Origin of the sequence: Qipengyuania sp. ASV99, from assembly GCF_047872805.1 — a bacterium.
Lineage (GTDB): Bacteria > Pseudomonadota > Alphaproteobacteria > Sphingomonadales > Sphingomonadaceae > Erythrobacter.
This window is the reverse complement of record NZ_JBLQUK010000010.1, coordinates 1-23,447: the sequence shown is the minus strand read 5'-3', so window position 1 is coordinate 23,447 and position 23,447 is coordinate 1. Positions and strand designations below refer to the sequence as shown.

Annotated in this window: 23 protein-coding genes and 1 other RNA gene; 12 read left to right on the top strand and 12 right to left on the bottom strand. The window is 62.2% G+C overall.

What is annotated here, in order from left to right; genetic code table 11:
- Position 1: 1 nt before the first annotated feature.
- Positions 2 to 649, bottom strand: a complete 648-nt coding sequence (locus ACM64M_RS11540; protein ID WP_416228844.1) for an HdaA/DnaA family protein — start codon at positions 647 to 649, stop codon at positions 2 to 4.
- A gap of 15 nt (positions 650 to 664) precedes the next feature.
- Positions 665 to 1,936, bottom strand: coding sequence for a heavy-metal-associated domain-containing protein (locus tag ACM64M_RS11535; RefSeq protein WP_416228843.1), 1,272 nt, complete (start codon positions 1,934 to 1,936; stop codon positions 665 to 667).
- 103 nt (positions 1,937 to 2,039) lie between these two features.
- Here ACM64M_RS11535 and purM point away from each other — a divergent pair, with 103 nt between their 5' ends.
- The 3 genes from purM to ACM64M_RS11520 are packed head-to-tail and all read left to right on the top strand — an operon-like array spanning position 2,040 to position 5,306.
- Positions 2,040 to 3,137, top strand: coding sequence for a phosphoribosylformylglycinamidine cyclo-ligase (purM, locus tag ACM64M_RS11530; protein ID WP_416228933.1), 1,098 nt, complete (start codon positions 2,040 to 2,042; stop codon positions 3,135 to 3,137).
- A complete protein-coding gene (gene purN, locus ACM64M_RS11525) occupies positions 3,130 to 4,107 on the top strand; it encodes a phosphoribosylglycinamide formyltransferase (RefSeq protein WP_416228842.1) in 978 nt (325 codons plus the stop codon). Before purM ends, purN begins: the two co-directional genes overlap by 8 nt.
- Positions 4,107 to 5,306 (top strand): sulfotransferase family protein, encoded by a 1,200-nt coding sequence (locus tag ACM64M_RS11520; RefSeq protein WP_416228841.1) that lies wholly within the window; start codon positions 4,107 to 4,109, stop codon positions 5,304 to 5,306. Before purN ends, ACM64M_RS11520 begins: the two co-directional genes overlap by 1 nt.
- A gap of 57 nt (positions 5,307 to 5,363) precedes the next feature.
- Here the strand turns inward: ACM64M_RS11520 and ndk are convergent, their stop codons facing one another.
- From ndk to ACM64M_RS11495, 5 genes are all read right to left on the bottom strand, one after another.
- Positions 5,364 to 5,786 (bottom strand): nucleoside-diphosphate kinase, encoded by a 423-nt coding sequence (ndk, locus tag ACM64M_RS11515; RefSeq protein ID WP_416228840.1) that lies wholly within the window; start codon positions 5,784 to 5,786, stop codon positions 5,364 to 5,366.
- Between the two features lie 104 nt (positions 5,787 to 5,890).
- A complete protein-coding gene (locus ACM64M_RS11510) occupies positions 5,891 to 6,391 on the bottom strand; it encodes a hypothetical protein (RefSeq protein ID WP_416228839.1) in 501 nt (166 codons plus the stop codon).
- A gap of 77 nt (positions 6,392 to 6,468) precedes the next feature.
- Entirely contained in the window at positions 6,469 to 6,903 is a 435-nt protein-coding gene (locus ACM64M_RS11505) for a DNA polymerase III subunit chi (RefSeq protein ID WP_416228838.1), read from the bottom strand.
- Positions 6,900 to 7,052 carry a DUF2256 domain-containing protein gene (locus ACM64M_RS11500; RefSeq protein WP_416228837.1) on the bottom strand — a complete coding sequence of 51 codons (153 nt, stop codon included), beginning with the start codon at positions 7,050 to 7,052 and terminating at the stop codon, positions 6,900 to 6,902. The genes ACM64M_RS11505 and ACM64M_RS11500 overlap by 4 nt, the downstream gene beginning before the upstream one ends.
- 5 nt (positions 7,053 to 7,057) lie before the next feature.
- Entirely contained in the window at positions 7,058 to 8,521 is a 1,464-nt protein-coding gene (locus ACM64M_RS11495; RefSeq protein ID WP_416228836.1) for a leucyl aminopeptidase, read from the bottom strand.
- Between the two features lie 200 nt (positions 8,522 to 8,721).
- Here ACM64M_RS11495 and ACM64M_RS11490 point away from each other — a divergent pair, with 200 nt between their 5' ends.
- The 4 genes from ACM64M_RS11490 (at position 8,722) to rsmA (ending at position 14,408) form a co-directional block, all read left to right on the top strand.
- Positions 8,722 to 10,947, top strand: coding sequence for an LPS-assembly protein LptD (locus tag ACM64M_RS11490; protein WP_416228835.1), 2,226 nt, complete (start codon positions 8,722 to 8,724; stop codon positions 10,945 to 10,947).
- Between the two features lie 271 nt (positions 10,948 to 11,218).
- Positions 11,219 to 12,520: a peptidylprolyl isomerase gene (locus ACM64M_RS11485; protein ID WP_416228834.1), complete on the top strand. Its 1,302-nt coding sequence runs from the start codon at positions 11,219 to 11,221 to the stop codon at positions 12,518 to 12,520.
- A gap of 9 nt (positions 12,521 to 12,529) precedes the next feature.
- Positions 12,530 to 13,549 (top strand): 4-hydroxythreonine-4-phosphate dehydrogenase PdxA, encoded by a 1,020-nt coding sequence (gene pdxA / locus ACM64M_RS11480; protein ID WP_416228833.1) that lies wholly within the window; start codon positions 12,530 to 12,532, stop codon positions 13,547 to 13,549.
- The gene (gene rsmA, locus ACM64M_RS11475; RefSeq protein ID WP_416228832.1) at positions 13,542 to 14,408 is read left to right on the top strand and encodes a 16S rRNA (adenine(1518)-N(6)/adenine(1519)-N(6))-dimethyltransferase RsmA; all 867 of its coding nucleotides are present in this window, start codon (positions 13,542 to 13,544) and stop codon (positions 14,406 to 14,408) included. The genes pdxA and rsmA overlap by 8 nt, the downstream gene beginning before the upstream one ends.
- On the opposite strand, the gene ACM64M_RS11470 is transcribed toward rsmA, so the two are convergent.
- The 3 genes from ACM64M_RS11470 to ACM64M_RS11460 all read right to left on the bottom strand — a co-directional run bounded on the left by ACM64M_RS11470 (position 14,375) and on the right by ACM64M_RS11460 (position 17,440).
- Positions 14,375 to 14,740, bottom strand: coding sequence for a hypothetical protein (locus ACM64M_RS11470; RefSeq protein ID WP_416228831.1), 366 nt, complete (start codon positions 14,738 to 14,740; stop codon positions 14,375 to 14,377). The genes rsmA and ACM64M_RS11470 overlap by 34 nt on opposite strands.
- Before the next feature lie 10 nt (positions 14,741 to 14,750).
- On the bottom strand, positions 14,751 to 15,275 hold the full coding sequence (locus ACM64M_RS11465; RefSeq protein WP_416228830.1) for a hypothetical protein: 525 nt from the start codon (positions 15,273 to 15,275) through the stop codon (positions 14,751 to 14,753).
- Between the two features lie 68 nt (positions 15,276 to 15,343).
- Complete coding sequence (locus ACM64M_RS11460; RefSeq protein ID WP_416228829.1) at positions 15,344 to 17,440, bottom strand: malate synthase G; 2,097 nt, start codon at positions 17,438 to 17,440, stop codon at positions 15,344 to 15,346.
- A gap of 122 nt (positions 17,441 to 17,562) precedes the next feature.
- On the opposite strand from ACM64M_RS11460, the gene ACM64M_RS11455 reads away from it, so the two are divergent.
- The 4 genes from ACM64M_RS11455 (at position 17,563) to ACM64M_RS11440 (ending at position 21,451) form a co-directional block, all read left to right on the top strand.
- The gene (locus tag ACM64M_RS11455; RefSeq protein WP_416228828.1) at positions 17,563 to 18,756 is read left to right on the top strand and encodes a hydrolase; all 1,194 of its coding nucleotides are present in this window, start codon (positions 17,563 to 17,565) and stop codon (positions 18,754 to 18,756) included.
- Positions 18,753 to 19,769, top strand: coding sequence for an arginine N-succinyltransferase (locus tag ACM64M_RS11450; RefSeq protein WP_416228827.1), 1,017 nt, complete (start codon positions 18,753 to 18,755; stop codon positions 19,767 to 19,769). Before ACM64M_RS11455 ends, ACM64M_RS11450 begins: the two co-directional genes overlap by 4 nt.
- A complete protein-coding gene (locus ACM64M_RS11445) occupies positions 19,766 to 21,034 on the top strand; it encodes an N-succinylarginine dihydrolase (protein WP_416228826.1) in 1,269 nt (422 codons plus the stop codon). The genes ACM64M_RS11450 and ACM64M_RS11445 overlap by 4 nt, the downstream gene beginning before the upstream one ends.
- Positions 21,035 to 21,187: 153 nt before the next feature.
- Entirely contained in the window at positions 21,188 to 21,451 is a 264-nt protein-coding gene (locus ACM64M_RS11440) for a hypothetical protein (protein ID WP_416228825.1), read from the top strand.
- 221 nt (positions 21,452 to 21,672) lie between these two features.
- Here ACM64M_RS11440 and ssrA read toward each other — a convergent pair.
- Positions 21,673 to 22,047, bottom strand: a transfer-messenger RNA (tmRNA) gene (ssrA, locus tag ACM64M_RS11435).
- Between the two features lie 38 nt (positions 22,048 to 22,085).
- Positions 22,086 to 22,523, bottom strand: a complete 438-nt coding sequence (gene mscL, locus ACM64M_RS11430; protein WP_416228824.1) for a large conductance mechanosensitive channel protein MscL — start codon at positions 22,521 to 22,523, stop codon at positions 22,086 to 22,088.
- A 177-nt stretch (positions 22,524 to 22,700) separates the two neighbouring features.
- On the opposite strand from mscL, the gene ACM64M_RS11425 reads away from it, so the two are divergent.
- The gene (locus tag ACM64M_RS11425) at positions 22,701 to 23,303 is read left to right on the top strand and encodes a LemA family protein (RefSeq protein WP_416228823.1); all 603 of its coding nucleotides are present in this window, start codon (positions 22,701 to 22,703) and stop codon (positions 23,301 to 23,303) included.
- Positions 23,304 to 23,447 lie beyond the last annotated feature (144 nt).

Below are 23,447 nucleotides of genomic sequence, written 5' to 3'. Positions count from 1 at the left end.
GCTACAACAGTTTTTGTTGCCGCGGCCCTTCAATGGCTTCCAGCGCGGCCCGCCAAACCGACATGGTGGCAGGGGCCGCGCGTTCAAGGCTGATGCGGTCAATCGTGCTTACCAGCGCTTCGATGCTGGCAAAGCTGCGGCGGGTGCGTGGCACAAGATAATCGGCCGCACCCTCGGCCAGCGTCAGTCCGCGGGCTTCTGCGTGGGCATGGATCATCTGCGCGGCCATCACATCATCAGGGTCGCCAATCGCCAGTTGCAACGACCCGCCAAGCCGCGACCGCAGGTCGGGCAAGGCAATATCCCAAGGCGTGCTATCCGCAATCAACAGCAAGGGCTGACCAGCAAGCGGCCCGCCATCCTGCACCGCGTTCCAGCGATGGAATATCTCTGCCTCGCCCTTCGCGTCAGCGCCGTCGATCACTTCGATTCCCTGCCCCGCCGCCCAGCGGCCCAGCAGCGATTTGCCTGATCGGCCTGGCCCGGTCAGCACGGCGGTGCGAAACGGCCAAGTGCCCGAGGCCTGCAACGCCTCGATGACATGGGCGTTGGCGTCGCCAATGACGATCCGCGCCGGGTCCTTTGCCTTGGCCGAGGACAGGGGCAGAGCGATCTGCCTTGTGGAATTATCGGAAGGGCGGCGCGCCATTGCCAGACACCGCGATCAGCGTGAAATGGCGAGCGCGCTGGCACCCTCGCGCACGTTATAGCCGCGTTCGCGCAAGGCGGCGGCCAGTTGTCCAATCTCCCCGCCATAGCTGACGCTCATCACCGATGTGCCCCCCATTGCGGTGCTGGTCACTGCCAGGGCGCGCACGCCGGGAACTTGCCGCACAGAGGACAGCGCGGCGTCGAAAGTGATTGCATCGGGGGTAGCGAACTGAACCACGATGCTGCGCACAATCGCAGGTGCCTGCGTGGCCTGAGCAGCCGGAACATCAACGGCAGGCCCGGTCGCCGCTGCCGAAGCCTGCGCAGCCGCGGCAGAATCGCGCGCGCGGATCGCCCGCCCGATCTCGATCAGCCGCGCAATCGCCGGATCAACCTCTCCCGATCCGCCCAATCGCAAAGTCGGATCAGGCTGCAATTTGCCGCTTGCTAAAGCCTGTTCGTAAATGCCGTCGATCCGTTCGACCGCCTTGCTCAGCATCTCCTGCAATTCGCCGGGACCGCCCGCGTCCATGGTGAAGCTTTCCAGCACTTTGCTGTCGGGGCCATAGCGCGCGGTAAAGGTTCCGCGAATCGGTCCGCCGGGAAATTGATGCTCCAGCCGGGCAATCGGCACGAGCGCGTCAGCGGCGGCATATTGGTCGAGCGTGATCCGCCACCAAGCCCGGCTGCGCCGCCCCGATTGCCCATAGTTGAGCAGCAGCGAATCACCGCCCGCGCCCGATGGCCGGACATAGGCAATCCGGCTGGTGCCCGGATTGAATTCGGCCCATTCGCGCTGCCAGGGATTGCGCGTCTCAAAAGTGGTGTAGGCACCCCCGCTAACGGTTACCGGGATCAGCAGCATCGGCGCAGAGGCGCGCGCCTGTGCTGCGCCGCCCAGAAAACGACCCGCCCGCTGCCGGTCAAAGGTCACACCCAGCGTCGCAACATAGCGTTTCGGGCCGAGCCGTTCGCGCTCAATGACGATGGCAGAAACCATGCTGGATAGCTGTCCGTCGGCGATTGCAGGCCCGCCCACCCTGCTCCACGCCTCGCGCTGCGCCTGTTGCCAGCCAAGATTGCGAGCCTCTTCGGCAGTTTCTCCGCGCGTATCGACCTTGATCCCGCGCACTTCGATATCGGCGCTGGAGGCGGTGGGGGCGATGCCGCGCTCCCCCGAAACCTGCGCCAACACGAAAGCGTAGCCTCCGCCCAGCAGAATCAGCGCCAGCAACGCCGCCACAATCCAGCGCGCACCGCCAGCGGCGGAACGCAGAGGGCTCAAAGCAGAGCGGGAAAGGGGCAAAGTCGCTGTCATCGGGGAAATCTTGACGTCCTTTGCCCAAAGGCGAGTGGAATTCCAAGCATGAATGGCTAAACCCCCCTTCATGACCGATCCAAACTCCCCCTACACCTATGCCGATGCAGGCGTGTCCATCGACGCGGGCAATGCCTTGATCCGGGCAATCGCCCCGCTCGCAAAGGCCACTGCGCGCGCCGGCGCGACCAGTGAACTGGGGGGCTTCGGCGGGTTCTTCGATCCGAAAGCCGCCGGATATTCCGACCCCTTGCTGGTTGCGGCGAATGACGGTGTGGGGACAAAGCTGAAACTGGCGATTGAGCATGACCGGCACGACACCGTCGGCATTGATCTGGTCGCCATGTGCGTCAACGATTTGATCGTGCAGGGTGCAGAGCCGCTTTTCTTTCTTGATTATTTCGCCACCGGCAGGCTCGAAAACGGCGTTGCCACGCGCGTGATCGCGGGGATCGCAGAGGGCTGTAAGCAGGCAGGCTGTGCGCTGATCGGGGGTGAGACGGCAGAGATGCCGGGGATGTATGCGCCGGGCGACTATGACCTTGCCGGATTCTGCGTCGGCGCGGTGGAGCGCGGGGAGCAATTGACCGGCGCACGGGTCGCGCCGGGCGATGTGTTGATCGGGCTGGCGTCGTCAGGCGTGCATTCCAATGGTTACTCGCTGGTGCGCAGACTGGCGGCGGACAAGGGCTGGAAACTGAACCGCCCCGCCCTGTTCGATCAGGAACGCCTGCTGATCGATGCCTTGATTGAGCCGACGCGAATCTATGTTTCCAGCCTGCTACCCTTGATCCGAGGAGGGCTCATCAATGGCCTTGCTCATATCACCGGCGGCGGCTTGCTGGAGAACATCCCGCGCATCCTGCCGCAGGGCGCGCATGCTGTGGTCGATGCCGATTTGTGGCCACAGCCGCGTCTTATGGCGTTCCTACAGGCGCAAGGGCATATCGAGCCTGAGGAAATGGCGCGCACCTTCAATTGCGGGGTGGGCATGGTGCTGAGCGTGGCGGCGGAGAAGGTCGCCGATGTGACCGCAAGGCTCGAAGCCTGCGGAGAAACCGTGTTCCCGGTTGGCCGTATCGAAGCGAGCGCAAAAGGCTGCACGGTGCGCGGCAGTATCGAGACATGGGCGGCCAAGAGCGATTGGAGCGCGACGCATCTTGCCTGACCCGCTGCCTGACAAGACCCACATCGCCATCCTGATCTCTGGCGCGGGCAGCAACATGGCCGCGCTGCTCTATGCCAGCCGGATTGGGGACTGCCCATACGAGGTGGTTCTGGTCGCCTCCAACGACCCCGCAGCCGCAGGGCTGGCGCTGGCCGAGGCCGAGGGAATTGCAACCTTTGCCCTCGCCCATAAGGGCATGACCCGCGAGAACCACGATGCCGCGATGGAAGCCGCAGCGCTGGAAGCGGGCGCGGACACCATTGTGCTGGCGGGCTACATGCGCATCCTGTCGGACGGGTTTGTGGAGCGTTGGGCGGGCCGGATGCTCAACATCCACCCCTCTCTGCTACCCAAATACAAGGGGTTGAACACCTTCGTCCGCGCAATTGCAGCGGGCGACAGCCATGCGGGTGTGAGCGTCCATCTGGTCACGCCGGAGCTCGATGCGGGCGAGGTGCTGGCGCAGGCCCGCGTTGCCATTGCTATGGGTGACACGCCCGCTACGCTCAGCGCTCGCGTAAAGCTGGCAGAACATCAGCTCTATCCGCGCGCCGTCGCAGAATATGTCGCGCGCGGGACCGATCCCCAATATCTCTTTGCCAAGCTGCGCGAGATCGCGCTCGCTCTGCCCGAAGTGCATGAACGCGAAAGCCATGGTTCCCCCGGCTTCCGGGTCGGCTCCGAAAAATCGGGCAAGTTCTTCGCCCATTTCGCCGACCAGCATCATGGCTCGCGCCATATTGCGGTGCTCGTCAAAACCGGCGGCATGGACGAATTGCTGAACCTCGTCGAAACCCAGCCCGAGGTCTATTTCAAGCCCGCCTATTACGGCGCAAGCGGATGGGTTGGGGTGATCCTCAACCGGGCGAGCGTCGATTGGGACCATGTTGCCGATTGGCTGGAGCGCAGCTGGCGCAGCGTGGCCCCGACGCGGCTCAGCCGGTTGCACGATGCCGCGGATATGTTTTGATGCCAGCGCCGGTCCGCCCTCATCCACTTGCGCGCGGCAGACTGGCTGAACGGACCAATGCGTTTCTGGCGCGGGCATGGGAACGCGGCTGGCTTCCGGCGCCTGAACTCCGCGCCGATGCGCTGTGGACGCTGGCGGCAAAAACGCTTGGCGCGGCGGCTGAAAGCGGCGGGCGCAGTCCCGAAGACGTCGCCGATTTCCGCGAGCGGCTGACGCGGCTGATTGCTGCTGTGAACCAAGAAGCTGACCTGAACGCACTGGGCCGGGCGATGGCCTATGGGCAATTGCTAAGGGTGGTGAAGAACCGCCTTGCATTCGGCGCTCTTTGGACCCGTCGGCCCGAATTGCTCGACACCCCGATTGCCCCGCCGATTATTGTGATTGGCCATATGCGCAGCGGGACCACGCGGATTCATCAATTGCTTGCAGCCGATCCGGCGCATTCGCACACCCGCTATTGCGATGCCTATCACCCCGTCCCCGCCCCGCTCGCCATGAACCGGGTGAAGGCGGCGCTGGAGCTGGCGATGCTCGGCGCGCTCAATCCGTGGATGCAGTCGATTCACCCAATGACGGCAGGCGGGGTCGAAGAGGAACTGGCGTGGATTTCGGCGGCGCTGCACCATTCGATCTACGAATCGCAGTGGCACATACCGAGCTACAGCGCGTGGAGCGAGGCGCGGGGGGCCGCCCCGATCTACCGCGAATTTGCCCGCATCCTGCGCACTGACGCCGCGACGCGCGGCGTAGCGGGACTGCCGCGCGTGCTGAAAGTGCCCGCCTTTGCCGAGGATCTGCCTGTTCTGCTCGCGCAGTTCCCTGATGCCCGGTTGGTGCTTGCCCACCGCGAGCACGGCGCGGTGCTGCGCAGCGCCGTGTCGCTCGCCGCGAACCAGATGGCGGTGCAATCCGACAGCTGCGATCTCGCCGCGATCGAGGCGCGCTGGCAGCACAAGATTGCTCTGCGTGAGGCGCGTATTGCCATTGCGCTTGCCGATTGGAACGGCCCGCTCGCACGGCTGGCTTTCGATGATCTCAACGCCGACTGGGAGGCAGCCATGCGCCGCTGCTACGCCGAATTGGGCCTCAACCTTTCGCCCACAGCGCTTGCCGCGATGCGGAAGATGATGGCGGCAAGCGAAACCGGAAACCACCACGCGCATTCGGCACAATTGGCGCGCTTTGCCGAGGCGGGATAAGTGAAAAGGGCCACCTCCTCGCGGAGACGGCCCTTCGAATGCCTCAGGTCAGTTCGATCAGCCGACGATTTCGTTGTCGCTGAAGAAGAATGCGATTTCGATTGCTGCGTTTTCTTCGCTGTCAGAACCATGGACGGTGTTTTCACCGATCGACAGCGCCAGTTCCTTGCGGATTGTGCCGGGTTCGGCGTTTTCGGGGTTGGTCGCGCCCATGATGTCACGGTTGCGGGTAACGGCGTCTTCACCTTCGAGAACCTGAACCACCACCGGCTCGCTCATCATGAAATCGACCAGTTCGCCAAAGAACGGACGCTCACGGTGGACGCCGTAGAAGCCCTCTGCCTGCTCGCGGGTCATGTGAATACGCTTGGAAGCGACGACGCGCAGGCCAGCTTCCTCAAGCATCTTGGTGACCGCGCCGGTAAGATTGCGGCGAGTGGCATCGGGTTTGATGATCGAAAAGGTGCGGGTGACCGCCATGACTGTATTCCTTGAATGAGATGTGCAGTGTCGCACCGGGGTGATTTCCGGCGGGCAACTAGCCTTCGCAGCGCAGCAATTCAAGCATTAGCGAAAGTTCGCGTTTAACCCACACCTTCACCGATCAGCAATTGGCCGGTTGTGCCATCATCCGACGGGTATGCGGTCACCGAAAAGGTTGTGCCCGATGGCCCCTCTCCGCCCAGCATCTTGCCGCCGTTGATGCTGGTTTCGATCTGGATGTCGATGCCCGCGGCCTCGGCCTCCTTGCGATAATATTCGGCGATTGCTTCGGGCGCTTTTTCCGATGTGAAGCTGATGATTGTGCCCTTGCCGTCGGCCTGATCGACGACCGTGTTGGAGATCACTTTCGCGCCCGATATCAACGAAAAGCCTGCTGGCAGGTCAAGCGGCACATCCGCACCGCTGCGCATCGACACCTCTCCATCGGGCGTGTCAATCGTCATGCTGGCCGCGCCGCTTTCCTGATCGATCGTGTATTCGCCGGTTTCACCGTCCTCGGTGGTGAATTCGCCCGAAGTTTCCGACCCGCAGGCACTTAGTGCCAGAGCGGCGGCAGGAATGGCGATGGTCAAAAACCGCATGATGTTGATCCTCCCCTATGATCGCACAATTCTTGCCGATCATGCCCTATTGCGCAAGCTCGGTCGCAGGAGGGGGTTTAGGCGACCTTGATCCATTTGCCGCCATCCTGCCGGAAAAAGGCGCGTTCAAGGCCCTCTGCATCGTCGAGTGATTTCCAGATTGCCCGCGCGGCCTGAACGGTGGCTTCGTCAAACAACAGGAACGCGCGGGCAAATCCGGTGCTTTCGCGGTATTCGCCATCGGCAAAGATCACATGGCTGGCGCCGTTGACAGGGTCGGGGACTGCCGAAAGCAGGATCGGTTGCCGTTCTGCGCCGGGGGCGGAGGCGTCGCCATTGGCGAGAAAACTCTCCGGCCCCGCTTTCCACAACTCGCGCGAGATAGCGTCGCGCTGTGCGGCATCGCTGCTGACCACCAACAACCGCTCACCCGCATCCATTACCCGCTGCGCAATCAGAGCGACGACTTTGGGAGCCGGGTCGCGCGAAATCTGCCAGAAATCGACCTTCATAGCGATGCAGCCTTGCCCTTTTTGCAGCGTTCAGAGCAATAGAGCACGTTGTCCCAATCGCGCTCCCATTTCTTTCGCCATGCAAAGGGAAGCCCGCAAGTCGCGCAAATCTTTGACGGAAGATCGGATTTCTTCCGCATTTTCGGCATCGAAACTACTCCGCAAGATCCGCGATAAAGCGGTCGATCAGGCGCACGCCATATCCGGTCGCGCCCTTGTCCCAGCTGTGTCCCGGCTTTTCCGACCATACCGTGCCCGCAATGTCGCAATGCGCCCAGGGGGTGCCCTTCTTGATAAAGCGGTGGAGGAATTGCGCTGCGGTGATAGATCCGCCCTGACGCGGGCCAACGTTCTTGATATCGGCAATCGCACTGTCGATCAGCTTGTCATAGGCGGGGCCGATAGGCAGGCGCCACAATTTGTCGCCAGTGGCCTCGCCCGCGCTCAGCAATTGCCCGGCAAGATCATCATCATTGGCGAAAACGCCCGCATGTTCATTGCCCAGCGCAATAATCATCGCCCCGGTCAGCGTGGCGAAATCGACGATCCGGGCAGGTTTGTGTTGCTCCTGCGTCCAATGCAGCGCGTCGCACAGCACCAGCCGCCCTTCGGCATCGGTGTTGATAACCTCGACCGTCTGCCCGCTCATGGTGGTGACGACATCGCCGGGCCGCTGGGCGTTGCCATCGGGCATGTTTTCAACCAGCCCTATGACCCCGACGACATTCGCCTTGGCTTTGCGCAGAACCAGCGCCAGCATACCGCCCGCAACCGCGCCCGCGCCGCCCATGTCCCATTTCATGTCTTCCATTCCGGCAGCAGGCTTGATCGAAATGCCGCCAGTGTCGAAGGTCACGCCCTTGCCCACCAGCGCGGTTGGCTTGTCTCCCGAAGCGCCGCCGTTCCAGCGGATTGCCAGCAGGCGCGAGGGCCGCCGCGACCCCTGCCCTACGCCCAGCAATGCGCCCATGCCCAATTCGGCCATGGCATCGTCATCGAGCACGGTGATTTCGGCGCCGGTCCCGACAAACGCCTCTTCGCACAGCGCCACAAAGCTTTCAGGATACAGGATGTTGGGCGGCAAAGTGACCAGCCGCTTGGTAAATTCCACCCCAGTCGCCAGCGCAGCCTTGGTCTCCCACGCCTCTGCCGTGCCTGCAGGCGCGCCGATCACATGCACCGTTTCCAGCGTGACTTTCTTGTCCGATGACAACGTGGTGCGGTAATTGTCATAGGCCCAGCCGCGCAGCCGAACGCCCAGCAGCACCGATGCCGCCTCCTCACCCGAAAGTCCGGCATGGCCAAGGTCGAGCACCATCGCCGCCTCGCCCGAACGCAGATATTTCGCGGTCAACGCCGACCCAGCGCGTTCGAGGTGATGCACGCGCTTGTCTGCTTCCGCATCGCGCTCCCCCGCACCGGCGATTGCCATGCGTTTTAAAGCACCATCATGCATGGTGAAACCCTCGAACACCTGCCCTGCACTGCCCTTGAATCGCGCAGCGGGCGCACCGTCGGCCATCGCTGGATCAAGATCCGCCAGTGCATCGCCCTGATTCACAATTCGAGCAATCAGCCGGATATTGGCGGGAGAAGTGTCGGTAAAATGGATGTGCATGCATGCTCCGGTTGTTCATCGGCTTTGCGCGAAAGCCGCCGTGGGGACCGCCCGGACCATCATTGTGCACGATTGATCCTGGATCAAATTGCGCCCCGGGAATGGCGATTGCGATTAGGCGCGAGCGGTGCAATAGGCAAGCCATGTCGGGACACTACAGGGTTGGCGAAAACGCGGCCCGCTGCACATTCTTGCCCTGTATGACCAGCCCGCTGGCGTTTGGAGCGATGGCGCTTGCCGCCTTGACCTGCGCAGTTCCGGCGACGGCGCAGGACAATGCACCAGCCGATATTATTGGCGCATCGGACCCGCCAATCGCACCATCGCAGCGCATTGGTTTTGAGGCGGGCGAGATCGCCTATGACGATAATGCGGACACCGTGACCGCGCGCGGCGCGGTTGTCCTGCGCAGCGACAGGGGATCGGTGCGCGCCGATGAAGTCGTATGGAACCGCACCACCGGCGAAATTCAGGCGCGCGGCAATGTCCGCTTTGTCGATGACAGCGGCAATCAGATCTTCACCGAAAGCATGGCGCTGAATGATAAATTCGAAGCCGGTGCGATGGACGATTTGTTGCTGGCACTGCGCACCGGAGGCAGGCTAGCCGCGCGTTCGGCAGCGCGCAGCGAGGACGGCACCGTAGAACTGACCGATGCCGCCTATTCCGCTTGCTCCGTGGCGGGAGAGGACGGCTGCGATACCGACCCAAGCTGGCGGATCACGGCAGACCGGGTCACCTATGATCCCGAAGCGGCGCGCGTGACCTTTACCGGCGCGGTGCTGGAATTGTTCGGCGCGCGGCTGGTGCCACTGCCGGGCCTGGCCATTCGCACCGATGGCGGCGCGGAAAGCGGGTTTCTGGTGCCCGATATCCGCTTTGATCAGGTCAATGGGCTGGAACTGCGCGGCGAATATTACTGGCGGCTCGCCGATAACAAGGACCTTACACTGGGCGCGTCAGTTTACTCCGATGCTGCGCCGATGGCCACTGCACAGTGGCGACATCTGACCGAAAAGGGTGCCTATCAGATCACCGGCTACGCCACTTCGAGCAACCGGGTTTCAAACTTTGGCGCGGCACCAACCACCTCCAGCGATTTGCGCGGTTATGTGTTTGCCAATGGCAAATTCCTGTTCTCACCCGAATGGAGCCTGACCGGGTCGATCCGGCTGGCGAGCGACCGCACATTCCTGCGCCGGTATGACATCAGCCGAGATGACCGGCTGCGCTCGACCGTCAATCTGGAACGGATTGACGACAATTCCTATCTCAGCATCGCTGGCTGGGCGACCCAGACGCTCAGGATCAACGCCGATCAGGGACAAATCCCGCTGGCGGTTCCCGCGCTCGATTATCGCCGGGTCCTGAACGATCCGGTGCTGGGCGGTGATCTGCAATTGCAATTCAACACGCTTAGCCTGATCCGTGATGAAGGTCAGGATACGCAGCGGGCCTTTGCCGGGGCACGGTGGGATTTGCGGCGACTGACCGCGCTGGGCCAAGTGGTCACGCTGACCGGGCTGGTGCGCGGCGATCTCTACAATACGGAAAACACTCTGGCGACGTTGACGCAGGTCTATCGCGGCACCGAAGGCTGGAGCGCGCGCGGCGTGGCCACCGCTGCAATCGACATCGAATGGCCGTTTGTGGGTGAGGCTTTTGGCGGCACGCAGGTGATCAAACCGCGCGTGCAGATCGTCGCCAGTCCGCCGATCCGCAACCTCGAAGTACCCAATGAAGACGCGCGCGCGATCGATCTGGAAGATTCCAACCTGTTCTCGCTCAACCGTTTTCCCGGATATGACCGGGTCGAGGACGGAACCCGCGTTACTTTGGGCATTGACTGGGAATTGAACAAACCCGGCTGGCGGGTGAAATCGACCATCGGGCAATCCTTCGGTTTTTCCAATCAGCGCAACATATTCCCCGATGGCACCGGCCTGTCCGAACGTGTGTCAGACTTTGTCGGACGCACCGAAGTGCGGCTGCGCAACAATTTGTCCTTCACTCACCGGTTTCGCATCGACAAGGATAATCTCGCGCTGCGCCGCAACGAAATCGACGCTGCTATCGGCTCGCAGCGCAACTACATCGAAATCGGTTATCTGCGGCTCAACCGCGATATTCAAACAGTTGAGGATTTGCAGGACCGCGAGGAATTGCGCGCCGCCGGACGGTTTACCATCGGGCGCAATTGGTCAGTGTTCGGATCGGGCGTGTTCAACCTGACCAGCGCCGCCGAAGATCCGGTGTTCGCGCCCGACGGCTTCGAACCGATCCGCACCCGGCTGGGCGTGGCCTACCGCGATGATTGCATTGAATTCGGTGCAACTTGGCGGCGCGATTTCATCAGCGCGGGCGATGCCGAACGCGGCAATTCGTTTCAGGTGTTCTTCGCCCTGCGCAATCTTGGCTTTCGCTAGGCCAGAGTAATCCGCGACAGCGTGATTATTGCGGGGCCAAACCGGACGCGCGCGTTGGCAGCGCGAGGAAAAGCGGTTAAGGGACCGCCCGGAGCGCTCAGCTAGTGTTAAGCCAGAGGGCGGCATCCGCTGGATCTGGGTCAAGCTTGGCGCAAACGGGGCGGCGTGCGGCAAGACATTTACTAAATCGGGAAACCAAAGCGTGACGTTGCAGGCATTTTCAAAAAATTGTGGATCATTTGTGTCGGCGGGGCTGATCGGCTGCGCGATCATGGCCGCCGGTTTTGCGGCCCCTATTGCCGCGCAAACAACGGCGGTGCCCACCTCCAACAACCCGCTGGGCATTCCAGAAAATTTCACCGTTTATGGCAGCGACAATCCCAATGAACGCACCGCCACAGCGGTGGTTAACGGCTATGTCATCACCGGCACCGACATCGATCAGCGCGTATCGCTCGTCACCAATGCATCAGAGGCGGAAGTTTCGGATGAGGAACTGCAACGTCTGCGCTTGCAGGTGCTGCGCAATCTGATTGACGAAACGCTGAAGATTCAGGCTGCCGCCGCGCTTGAACTGCCAGTCGAACCGGCGCAGGTCGAACAGACCTATGAACAGCTTGCCGCACAGAATTTCGGCCAGAACCCTCAGCGCATGGACGAATATCTCGTTTCCATCGGGTCATCCCCCGCCGCGTTGAAGCGCCAGATCGAAGGGGAACTGGCTTGGGAGAACCTGCTGCGCCGGAACATTACGCCCTTCATCAATGTGTCCGCGGACGAAGTGAACGATGTGCTCGCTCGGCTTGAAGCATCGCGCGGGACCGAGGAATACCGGCTTGGCGAGATTTACATGAACGCCACCGCGGAAACGCGCGACGCGGTGCTACAAAACATGCAGCGGATCATGGAACAATTGCAGCAGGGCGGCAGCTTCGTCGCCTATGCACGCCAGTTTTCCGAAGCAACCACAGCGGTGGTTGGCGGTGATACCGGCTTTCTGCGGCTCGGAACCCTACCGCCGGCAATGGCCGATGCCGCGCGCCAGATGCAGCCCGGTCAGTTGGTCGGCCCGCTGGAGATTCCCGGCGGCTTCACGATTATCTATCTGATCGACAAACAGCAGGTGCTGACCGCCGATCCGCGCGATGCCATGCTCAGTCTGATCCAGATCTCGATCGCCTTTCCCGAAGGCACACGCGAAGCCGACGCCAACGCCCGGATTGATGAATTTGCTAGCTTTGTTCAGACCTTGCGCAGTTGCTCGGACGCCAACAGCGCCCGGCAGGTGCTCGGCGCGAGCGTGGTCGCCAACGAACAAATCCAGGCGCGGCAACTGCCCGAACAGCTTCAGAATATTCTCCTCAACCTGCAAGTGGGCCAGGCTACTCCGCCGTTCGGCAGCCCGCAGGACGGGGTGCGCGTTTTGATGCTCTGCGGACGCGACGATCCAGAGGATGCGGGCGCTCCGACTTTCCAATCGGTGATGAATTCGATCGAAGAAGAGCGCATCAACAAGCGCGCGCAACGTTACCTGCGCGATCTGCGCAACGACGCCTATATCGAATACAATTGAGCCTGCGCCTTGGCTGACGCATCGGCCCCTCTCCCGCTCGCTCTGTCGCTGGGCGATCCGGCGGGGATCGGGCCGGAGATCATCCTGCGCAGCTATTTGCAGCTAAAGCACGGCGCACAGCCGTTCTTTGTGACCGGCGGCGCGCATGTGCTGGCTGCGGCGGAGGAACACTGCGGCATTGGCTGTCCGGTTGTTGTCATCAGCGACCCGGCTGAGGCATTGGCGGCCTTTACCGATGGCCTGCCCGTGATGAAGGGCCCCGCCGGCGACCCGCGCTACACTCCCGGCGCTCCCAACGACGAAGGCGCCGCACTTGCGCTTCATTCGCTGGCCGAGGCGGTCCGCTGCGCCATCGCCAGCACCGCCGCCGCCATTGTCACCGCCCCGGTCAGCAAAGCGGGGCTTGGCCGGGTCGGATTTGAATATCCGGGCCAGACCGAATTCCTCGCCGAGGTTTGCGGGCTTGATCCCGAAGACGCGGTGATGATGCTTGCCGGGCCGAGCCTGCGCACTGTGCCGCTGACAGTGCACGTCGCGCTGGCCGCTGTCCCTGCTCTGCTCTCGCCCGAGCTTATCGTTCACAAGGCGCGGATCGTGGCCGCCGCGCTCAAACGCGATTTCGGCCTTGCCGCGCCGCGCCTCGCAATCGCCGGGCTGAATCCGCATTCGGGCGAGGATGGCCAGTTTGGCGACGAAGAGGCGCGCTTCATCGCGCCCGCGATTGCCGCCTTGCAAACCGAGGGTTTCGACGTGATCGGCCCGATCCCCGGCGACGCTTTGTTCACCCCTCGGATGCGCGCGACCTATGACGCGGCGCTTTGCATGTATCACGATCAGGCGCTGATCCCGATCAAGGCGCTGGAGTTTGACGAGGGCGTCAATGTCACGCTCGGCCTGCCCATCATCCGCACGTCGCCCGATCATGGCACCGCTTTCGACATCGCGGGCAAAGGACTGGCTGATCCCGGCGCGATGATTGCCGCGATCCGGTTGGCGGGGACAATGGCGGCGGCGCGAGCTGATGCCTGACCTCCCTCCGATCCGCGAGGTCATCCAGCGCCACGGCCTGTCCGCGTCCAAGGCGCTGGGGCAAAACTTCCTGCTCGACGAGCAATTGCTGGGCCGGATCGCCGCGCTTCCCGGCGATATATCGGGAACGAATGTGCTTGAGGTCGGCCCCGGCCCGGGCGGGCTGACACGGGCCTTGCTGCGCGCCGGAGCGAAGGTCACAGCAATTGAGATGGACCGCCGGTGTTTGCCCGCGCTTGCGGAACTGGGCGAAGCCTTCCCCGGCCAGCTGACCGTGATCGAAGGCGATGCGATGAAGCTTGATCATGGCGAGGTAATGGGCGGCGCGCCGTTTCATATCGCCTCCAACTTGCCCTACAATGTCGGCACCGCGCTGTTCGTAAAGTGGCTTTCAGGGGAGGAATGGCCGCCGCAATGGCAATCGCTGACCCTGATGTTCCAGCGCGAGGTCGCCGAACGGATTGTCGCCGCCGCAGGAGACGATGCCTATGGGCGGCTGGCAGTGCTGGCGCAGTGGCGCGCGAGTGCAAAACTGGCGATGAAGGTCCACCGCAGCGCCTTCACCCCGCCGCCCAAGGTGATGAGCGCGGTGGTGCATGTTGTGGCCGCTACAATGCCCGAGGGCGTGTCGGCGCGGATGCTAGAGCGCCTGACCGAAGCCGCCTTTGGCCAACGCCGCAAGATGCTACGCCAGAGCCTCAAGGGCGTGCCCGGCGCGCTGGAGGCGCTGGCGGCGCTGGGGATCGACGAGACGCGGCGGGCTGAAACTGTGAATGTGGTGGAATTCGTGGGGGTGGCGCGGGTGCTTGGCTCAGACAGTGCGGCTCAGATGCCCGGCAAGGCATTGAAAAAGAAATAGATCACTGCCGGGATTACCAACAGCGTAAAGCCAGCTGCCGCAACCCGACGCGCCCCGTCATCATCGCCTTTGTCGGCTCTGTCAGCGGCGCGGTAAAACCACAGCCCCGCCGCCAGCGCCATGATCGTGCTGAAACCAATGAAAATCACCAGCAACAGGCTATCAATGGTCTGCCCTTTGACCTCAACCCCGATGGCAGCCAGCATGAACATCAAGGGGATAAACAGCGATATTGTCACGACAAACCCGCCAAGCACCGCGAATGGGCTGAGCGAAAACGCCACCAGCGCAGCCAACCCGGCAAGGTAGGCGCGGAAAATTCGGCGGGTCATCGCTTCGGCCTCATGCGCGCTGCAGCCCGCGCACCAGTTCGGCGCGTTGGAGCATCAGTTTGAGGATCTCCGATTTCTCCGCTGCCCATTCCATGACATTGGAAAATATAGTGATTTCTAAGCTGCAAACGCCTTCCATCTGGATGCCATAGGCTCTGTCGATCAGGTCCCATGCGGCTGGCTCGATTGTCATCTTGTCGAACGGCAGGAACAGGTCGCGGCAGCCATGTCTGAACGGCGGGACGATCGTCAAGCTTAGTCCGTCGGGGTGAACGCCGAGCACAACCGGCGGATAGCGCTCCGACTTCCACTCGCCCGACAGGTGCCCCCAGCGAAAGCCCGGCGGCGCAATGCGCAGCATTCCAGCCAGCCGCTTTGCGGTCGGCTCGCGCGGCGCAATCGCTGCATACGACAGCTCATACTCGCGCCACCGTGAGTGGCTGGCATGCATGATGTAGAAAGCGAGGCCGCCGAACACACCAAGGCTGACCATGCTGACCGCCGCCAGATAAAGCTGTTCAAAAATGTCGCCCATGCGGATTATCTCCAGCGCTCGGAATTCGCTATCCCGAGAACCTTAGATGAATCCGGTAGACAATTGGTTTACCCTGCCTTCTTGCGCAATCGCCATGCGTGCAGCAGCGGTTCGGTATACCCGCTCGGTTGCTCCACCCCCTTGAAGATCAGGTCCTTCGCCGCGCTGAAGGCTGCGCCGTCCTCGTTGCCGATCAGCGGCACATAGAGCGGATCGCCCGCGTTCTGCGCGTCGACCTTGGCGGCCATGCGCGTCAGGCTCTCCATCACCTGTGCCTCGCTCACGACGCCGTGCAGCAGCCAGTTGGCGATGTGCTGCGAGGAGATGCGCAAAGTCGCGCGGTCTTCCATCAGGCCCACGTCGTTTATGTCTGGCACCTTGGAACAGCCCACGCCCGCATCGACCCAGCGCACGACATAGCCGAGCAATCCCTGACAATTATTGTCGAGTTCATCGCGGATTTCGGCCTCGGACCAGTTGACGCCTTCCGCCAGCGGGATCGTCAGCAGCGCGTCGAGGCCCGGCGGTTCGGGCAAGGTCTGCTGGATCGCAAACACATTCTCTGTATGATAATGCAGCGCGTGGAGCGTCGCGGCGGTCGGCGATGGCACCCATGCGGTGTTCGCGCCTGCACGCAGATGCGCGATCTTTTCGACCATCATTTGCCCCATCAGATCGGGCGCGGCCCACATGCCCTTGCCGATCTGCGCCCTGCCAGAGAGGCCGTGGCGCAGGCCGATGGCAACGTTACGCGCCTCGTAAGCCTTGAGCCAATCGGAGCCCTTCATCTCGCCCTTGCGCATCATCGGTCCGGCCCGCATCGAGGTGTGAATTTCATCCCCCGTACGGTCGAGGAAGCCGGTGTTGATGAAGACGATGCGGTCGCGCACGGCGTGGATACAGGCGGCGAGGTTGGCGCTCGTGCGGCGTTCCTCATCCATCACGCCGACCTTGATCGTGTGGCGCGGCAGGCCAAGCAGGTCTTCCACTGCGTCGAAGAGGTCGTTGGTGAAGGCGCATTCCTGCGGCCCGTGCATCTTGGGCTTCACGATGTAGATGCTGCCGTGTTTGGAATTGCCGTATTTGGCGTGTCCCTCGACGTCCAAGGTGCTGATCGCGCTAGTGAACACCGCGTCCATGATGCCTTCGGGAATCTCGGAGCCATCAGGCAGGTGGATCGCGGGATTGGTCATCAAGTGGCCGACATTGCGCACGAACATCAGGCTGCGGCCCGGCAGGCTGTGCTCGGTGCCGTCGGGCGCGGTGTAACTCTTGTCGCCCGCCAGCGTGCGGGTGAGCGTCTTTCCGCCCTTCGCAAAGCTCTCCGACAGATCGCCGCGGATGATGCCGAGCCAGTTGGTGTAGGCCAGCAACTTATCCTCGGCATCGACCGCCGCGACTGAATCTTCGCAATCGGCAATCGTGGTCAGCGCGGCTTCGACGATGACATCCGCAATGCCCGCCTTGTCTCCTGCACCCACTGGAGTCGAACGGTCAAACACGACCTCGATATGCAGGCCGTTGTTGACAAACAGCAGGCCCTTCTCGGTGTGCCCGACCCATTGACTTTCGTCCTGCAACTTTCCGTCGTGCTCATCGTTGAGATCGGCCCAGCTCTGGTCGACCAGCGGCAGCGCGGAATCGAGAAACTCACGCCCGCGAGCGATCACCGCAGCGCCGCGATCCGCGTCATAGCCGCCGGGCCGCGCGGGCGGCGCATCCAGCGCATCAGTGCCGTAAAACGCATCATACAGGCTGCCCCAGCGCGCATTCGCCGCGTTCAGCAGGAACCGCGCATTGAGGATCGGCACCACCAGCTGCGGCCCAGCCATGGTCGCAATCTCGGGATCGACGTTTTCGGTTCCAATGATGAACTCACTCGGTTCGGGCACCAGATAGCCGATTGTTTCGAGGAAGGCGCGATACTCGTCCGCGTCATGCGGCTTACCCGCGCGCGCCATATGCCAAGCGTCGATCTGCGCCTGCAAGTCCTCGCGCTTCGTCAGCAGCGCCGCGTTGCGCGGGGCAAACTCTGCAAGGAGCGCGGCGAACCCGTCCCAGAACGTCGCCGCATCGCGGCCAAGCGGCGCAAGCACCTGCGTTTCAAGGAAATCCACCAACCGTCTATCAATCGAAAGCCCGGCGCGGTCAGTCATGCTTGTCATTATTGTCCTCATGAATCGAACTGTTCGGTTCCCGGGGAGGAGGACGGGCAGCCTATGGCCAAGAGCCGCGCCAATTGCAACGGCTTGGAACAAGTGAATTGCCCCGCTAGAGGTGGTCCCCGATGAAATCCGAAATTCTCCCGAACTTCGATTCCAGCGCGATGCTGGATCAGGTGCAGCAATGGTGCGCGATCAACACCGGCACCAGCAATCTCGGCGGGCTGGCGCGGCAGGCGGAGCAGCTTGGCGCGGCGTTTTCCGCCCTGCCCGGAGAGGTGCATCTGGTTGATCCCGCCCCGGTCACAGCGATTGCGGCGGACGGCAGCGAATATGCCAAGCCGCATGGCCAGCACCTGGTTTTAAAGGTGCGCCCCGCCGCCAATCGGCGCATCCTGCTGACTGGGCATATGGACACCGTATTTCCTTCCGATCACCCGTTCCAGAACCTGCGCTGGATGGAAGACGGCGTGCTGAACGGCCCGGGCGTTGCCGACATGAAAGGCGGCATCGCTGTCATGTTGCACGCGCTGCTGGCGTTTGAAAGCACCACCAGCGCAGGGTCGCTGGGATATGATGTTCTGATCAATTCGGATGAAGAAACCGGATCGCTGGCGAGCAGCGCGCTGATCGCGGAGTTGGCGCAAGGCAAGCTGGCAGCGCTGACCTATGAACCTGCCGCCCTGCCCGATGGCACGCTGGCGCATGCACGCGGCGGCACCGGGAATTATTCGATCACCTTCACCGGCAAAAGTGCCCATGCCGGGCGCAATCCGCAAGACGGGCGCAACGCCATCGTCGCGGCGGCCGATCTGATCCTCCGGCTAAAGGCGATGGAGCGCGAGGATATCACCATTAATCCCGCCAGACTTGAAGGCGGCGGCCCCAACAATGTCGTGCCCGACCACGCGGTTCTGCGGTTCAACATCCGCCCCAAGTCCACCGCCGCGATGGAGAGCTTTGACGCCGCATTGCAAGAGGTTCTGAGCGTGATTGAGCGCGAACACGGCGTCGGCACTCATCGCCACGGCGGGGTCACGCGCCCGCCCAAGCCGGTTGACGCGCGGGCACAGAAGCTCTTCGATCTGGTGCGCCAATGCGGCGCAGAGCTGGGGCAGGACATTCGCTGGCAACCTTCTGGCGGGGTTTGCGATGGCAACAATATCGCCGCCTGCGGTGTGCCCGTGGTCGACACGATGGGGGTGCGCGGCGGCGCTATCCATTCCGCCGACGAATTTCTTATCACCGCCAGCCTTGCCGAACGCGCCGCGCTGTCCGCGCGCGTTATCCAGCGCCTCTCAGAAGGAGCCATCCCTTGACCTTTCGCTTGCGCGCGGCGCGCCCTTCCGATTTGGAACATCTGTATGAAATGGCCAAGCTGACCGGCGGGGGCTTCACCAATCTGCCGCCCGATCGCAAGGCGCTGGCGACCAAGCTAGAGCGCACCGCGCAGGCATTTGCCAATAAAGAAGACGCGCTGGTCGATGAACAATTTGTGCTGGTGCTCGAAAATCTGCAGACGAAAGCGGTGCGCGGCACCTGCCAGTTGATGACCATGGTGGGACAGCAATGGCCGTTCTATTCATACCGGCTCAACACGCTGACCCAATATTCGCAGGCGCTCGACCGCACGGTGCGCGCCGAATTGCTGAGCCTGGTGACCGATCTCGAAGGGTCGAGCGAGGTCGGCGGGCTGTTCCTTCACCCCAATGAACGCGCCGGGGGACTGGGATTGCTGCTGGCGCGCAGCCGTTACCTGTTCGTCGCCATGCACCGCAAGCGTTTTGCCGACCGGATTCTGGCTGAGCTGCGCGGAATTATCGACGAGCGCGGCGGATCACCATTCTGGGACGGGGTCGCAGGACGGTTCTTCGGCATGAGTTTTCAGGACGCCGATTATTTCAACGCAATCAACGGCAATCAATTCATCGCCGATCTTATGCCCAAACATCCGGTCTATATCTCGATGTTGTCGGAAGACGCGCGCAGCGTCATCGGCGTGCCCCACCCCACCGGGCGCGCGGCGATGCGGATGCTCGAAAACGAAGGGTTCCGCTATGATGGCTATGTCGACATTTTCGACGGCGGCCCCAGCATGGTGGCGCATACCGATGATGTGACCAGCGTGAAGAACTCGGTCGAGGCAAAGCTGGTCTCGCACGATCTGGCCGAAGGTGAACGCGCCATACTGGCAACCGGGCGGCTCGACACATTCCGCGCCTGTTACGGGGCGCGCAAATTTGACGGTGAAGGCGGCATCGCTATCGACGCGGCCTCGGCAGATGCACTGGATGTCAGCGTGGGCGATAATATCTGGAGCGTGGGGCGATGACGCTGAAGGAAATCAATTTCGACGGAATCGTCGGACCCAGCCACAATTACGCCGGGCTCAGCCTTGGCAATATTGCCAGTGCCAGCCACCGGGGCGACCCGTCCTATCCCCGCGCCGCTGCGCTTCAGGGGGTGGCCAAGATGCGCGGCAATCTGACGCGGCTGGGAGCGCAGGGATACCTGCTGCCGCTGCCCCGCCCCAACGGCTTGCTCACCGAAGTTCTGGCCTATGATGGCAGCGAGGATGCCGCCTTGCGCGCAGCGCCTTGGTCGGCATCGAGCATGTGGACCGCCAATGCCGCCACCGTCAGCCCGGCGCCCGACACCGCAGACGGGCGCTGCCATCTGACGCCCGCCAACCTCGTCACCATGCTCCACCGCGCGCAGGAATGGCCGGACACTTTGCGTCAGCTTAGGCTGGCGTTTGGCGACCGCGAACATTTCGCTTTGCATGGCCCGGTTCCGCCGACCTTTGGCGATGAAGGCGCGGCCAATCACATGCGGCTGTGCGACAGCCATGACAGCGCCGGGGTCGAGGTGTTCGTCTATGGCAAACCGGGGGGGCGCTTCCCCGCACGCCAGCACGAACAGGCGAGCCGTCTGGTCGCGCGCCGCCACGGGCTTGATCCCGGCAAATGCGTGTTCATCGAACAAAACCCCGCCGCGATCGAAGCGGGCGCGTTCCACAACGATGTCGTTGCAGTCGCCAATGAACGCGTGCTGTTCACCCATGCAGAGGCCTTCGCCGATCAGCAGGGTGCCTATGCCGCGATCCGCGCCGCCTTTCCCGCGCTCGAAGTGGTTGAAGTGCCCTCCGACGAGGTCAGCCTTGCCGAGGCGATCCGCACCTATCTGTTCAACGCGCAATTGCTGACCTTGCCCGGATCGGGGTCCGGGGCCGGCGGCAGCATGGCTCTAATCGTGCCCGAGGAATGCCGCGAGAGCCCCAGCGTCTGGGCATGGGCCCAGCGGATGATGGCGTCCAACGGTCCGATCCGCGAGGCAATCCCGGTCGATGTCCGCCAAAGCATGGCCAATGGCGGCGGCCCTGCCTGTCTGCGGCTGCGCGTCGTATGTGACCCTGTGACCGTCGATCCGCGCTTTCTGCTGGATGCGGGCAAGGCCGACCGGATCGAACAGGTGATCGCCGCGCGCTGGCCCGAACAGATCGACCCCGCCGATATCGGCAACGCGGACTTGGCCGAACAGGTGATCGCCGCGCGCGCCGCACTGCTGGAAGCGTTGGAGCTGGGCGAATTGATCTGAACCGATGATTGAAGGTTAACGCATTTGCCTTTGCGTCGGCACCGCTTACACTGCGTCACACGTTAACCCTTTGGACCGGCGCATTTCCGCACTTGGCACGCGCTGTGCATCGTCAAAGGTTAAGGCCCGGGATGATGGGCCAAAGGAGAGTCCATGCTGCGCAAGATCGGAAGGCTGTTCGTAATCAAGAACAGGTTTGAAGCCTTCGTGATCATCTACGCGCTGGCGCTGGGCGCGACCGCGCGCGGCTCTGCCTACCTTACGCAATACCCCGGATTTGGCGGCAAACTGCTGTTTCTGGCGACCACCGGCGCGGTGTTTTTGGCGGGTGCGGCGATCCTCGATTCGCTCAAGGCAAAGAAGGAACTGGCAGAATTGCGGGCGGCAGCAGCAACCGACCGAAACGCATCGGCCTGAAATTCATAGAATACGAATTGGAAAAGTGGGGGATTGTGTTGCTCGGCTCCCGCGCCTTCGTTCGGGCCGGGGCAGGACCGTCGTTGCTAGATCGACACCCGCTGAAATCAAGAAAGCGCAAAAAGTGGGGGTTTCTGTTGCTAGCTACCCGCGCCTTCGTTCGAGCTGGGGGAGGACCGTCGTTCCCAGATCGACACCCGCTGAAATCAGGAAAGCAGAAAAGTGGGGGTTTCTGTTGCTAGCTACCCCCGGAGCCCCGGTATCCGTTCTGTTGCCCGGTCGGTCCAACCGCGCTTAGCTTTGTAAATTCAGGCCGTTAAGCCTTAAAATTACGCAGCGATTGCGAGTGCTTCGTTATCGTTTGCACTTATGAGAATGAGCCTATTACGGGTTACTCAGCCCGGGCAAAAACTACGCTTTTCAGCCCACGTCGATCCTGGTTCGGCCCCAGCATTTCCCCCGCGATACCGGGAGAGGTGGTGGAGCCGCCGGGTACTGCCCCCGGGTCCGTTGTGCCTATTGCACGCAGCAATTTATCGCCATAGTCGGTTGCCCGACAGCGCCTATATAGCGCGCAATTCCTGAATATGAAGTGTCTATCCCCTTCCCGCAAACAGGAAGGGGAGTTAAGCTGTCACTTCCTCAACGCATCCCTGATTTCTGTCAGCAACTCGATCTCGGTCGGGCCTGCGGGCTCCGCAGGCGCTTCCTCTTCCTTCTTCTCGATCTGCGCCATCGCCTTTGTCGTGTAACGCACCAGCAGGAAAATGATGAAAGCGAGGATCACGAAATTGATCACCGCAGTCAGGAATGCGCCGTAACCGATCATCGCTGCACCTGCTTCTTTCAGCGCGGCATAATCGGTTGTCGAACCCTCATACCCATCGGGCACGGACAGCAGTATGAAATAGGCCGAGAAATCCGCCCCGCCAAAGATCGCACCGACAATCGGCATGATGATTTCGCCGGTCAACGACGCCACGATGGTGGCAAACGCCCCGCCAATGATAACCGCGACGGCCAATTGCATGACGTTGCCCTTGGCGATGAATTCCTTGAATTCTGACAGCATGTTGATCCCCTCAGATGGTGCCGATTGACGCGTCTTTCGCAGCTTCACGCCAAACTGCCAAGTGCCAGCGGCGCTGCGCTTGTCCTTGAACCGGGGAACAGGTGTGCTATATCCGCAATACAGATTTCAGCGCGCCGCTATTGCTTGAACAATGGCGCGCTCTTTGGAGGGATAGATATGAATTTTCGCAATTTCGGACGCGCGATTTTTGTTGCCGCCGCGTCGCTGACCATGGCCGCTTGCGGAATAAACTCGGTTCCTGCGGCCGAAGAAGAAGCCAAGGCCAAATGGGCCGATGTCGAGGCGCAGTTTCAACGCCGCGCGAACCTTATCCCCAACCTCGCTGAAATCGTTCAGGGCGCGGCTGACAACGAACGGTCGATCCTGACCGAAGTGACCGAAGCGCGGGCGCGGGCGACCAGCGTAAACATCTCCGCAGACAATCTTGGCGATGCCGAAGCGATGCAGCAATATGCAGCGGCGCAGGGTCAAATCAGCCAGGGCATCGGACGCCTGCTGGCCACTGTCGAGGCCTATCCCAACATCCAGTCCAACCAGAACTATCTTGCATTCCAGAGCCAGTTCGAAGGCACTGAAAACCGTATCGCGGTCGCCATCCGCGATTATAACGAAGCCGTGCGCGCCTATAACACCACGATCCGCACCTTCCCCGACACGATCGGTGCGAATATCATCCACGGCGCAGAACCGCTCGCCCCCTATACCTCTGTGACCGAAGGCGCAGAAGTCGCACCCACGATAGACATGACATCGAACTGAGGCGGGTGTTGCGTTTTCTCACAATAGTGGCCCCCCCCCGGGTTGGGCGGGTGGGCCCCCGGACGGCGCCCCCCCCCCCCCCCCCGGGCGGTTCGGCGCGCCCACGGGGGGGGGGGGGCCATAGCGCGATAAATAACCCCGCCG

Coding starts and splice junctions, on each gene's coding strand:
- ACM64M_RS11505 (WP_416228838.1), bottom strand. CDS start 6,903: ATGAAGGTCGATTTCTGGCAGATTTCGCGCGACCCGGCTCCCAAAGTC.
- ACM64M_RS11440 (WP_416228825.1), top strand. CDS start 21,188: ATGCTGCGCAAGATCGGAAGGCTGTTCGTAATCAAGAACAGGTTTGAA.
- ACM64M_RS11455 (WP_416228828.1), top strand. CDS start 17,563: ATGAAATCCGAAATTCTCCCGAACTTCGATTCCAGCGCGATGCTGGAT.
- ACM64M_RS11485 (WP_416228834.1), top strand. CDS start 11,219: ATGGCCGCCGGTTTTGCGGCCCCTATTGCCGCGCAAACAACGGCGGTG.
- mscL (WP_416228824.1), bottom strand. CDS start 22,523: ATGCTGTCAGAATTCAAGGAATTCATCGCCAAGGGCAACGTCATGCAA.
- ACM64M_RS11465 (WP_416228830.1), bottom strand. CDS start 15,275: ATGGGCGACATTTTTGAACAGCTTTATCTGGCGGCGGTCAGCATGGTC.
- ACM64M_RS11510 (WP_416228839.1), bottom strand. CDS start 6,391: ATGCGGTTTTTGACCATCGCCATTCCTGCCGCCGCTCTGGCACTAAGT.
- purM (WP_416228933.1), top strand. CDS start 2,040: ATGACCGATCCAAACTCCCCCTACACCTATGCCGATGCAGGCGTGTCC.
- ACM64M_RS11490 (WP_416228835.1), top strand. CDS start 8,722: ATGACCAGCCCGCTGGCGTTTGGAGCGATGGCGCTTGCCGCCTTGACC.
- ACM64M_RS11540 (WP_416228844.1), bottom strand. CDS start 649: ATGGCGCGCCGCCCTTCCGATAATTCCACAAGGCAGATCGCTCTGCCC.
- ACM64M_RS11495 (WP_416228836.1), bottom strand. CDS start 8,521: ATGCACATCCATTTTACCGACACTTCTCCCGCCAATATCCGGCTGATT.
- ACM64M_RS11500 (WP_416228837.1), bottom strand. CDS start 7,052: ATGCCGAAAATGCGGAAGAAATCCGATCTTCCGTCAAAGATTTGCGCG.
- ndk (WP_416228840.1), bottom strand. CDS start 5,786: ATGGCGGTCACCCGCACCTTTTCGATCATCAAACCCGATGCCACTCGC.
- ACM64M_RS11445 (WP_416228826.1), top strand. CDS start 19,766: ATGACGCTGAAGGAAATCAATTTCGACGGAATCGTCGGACCCAGCCAC.
- rsmA (WP_416228832.1), top strand. CDS start 13,542: ATGCCTGACCTCCCTCCGATCCGCGAGGTCATCCAGCGCCACGGCCTG.
- ACM64M_RS11470 (WP_416228831.1), bottom strand. CDS start 14,740: ATGACCCGCCGAATTTTCCGCGCCTACCTTGCCGGGTTGGCTGCGCTG.
- ACM64M_RS11460 (WP_416228829.1), bottom strand. CDS start 17,440: ATGACAAGCATGACTGACCGCGCCGGGCTTTCGATTGATAGACGGTTG.
- ACM64M_RS11425 (WP_416228823.1), top strand. CDS start 22,701: ATGAATTTTCGCAATTTCGGACGCGCGATTTTTGTTGCCGCCGCGTCG.
- ACM64M_RS11520 (WP_416228841.1), top strand. CDS start 4,107: ATGCCAGCGCCGGTCCGCCCTCATCCACTTGCGCGCGGCAGACTGGCT.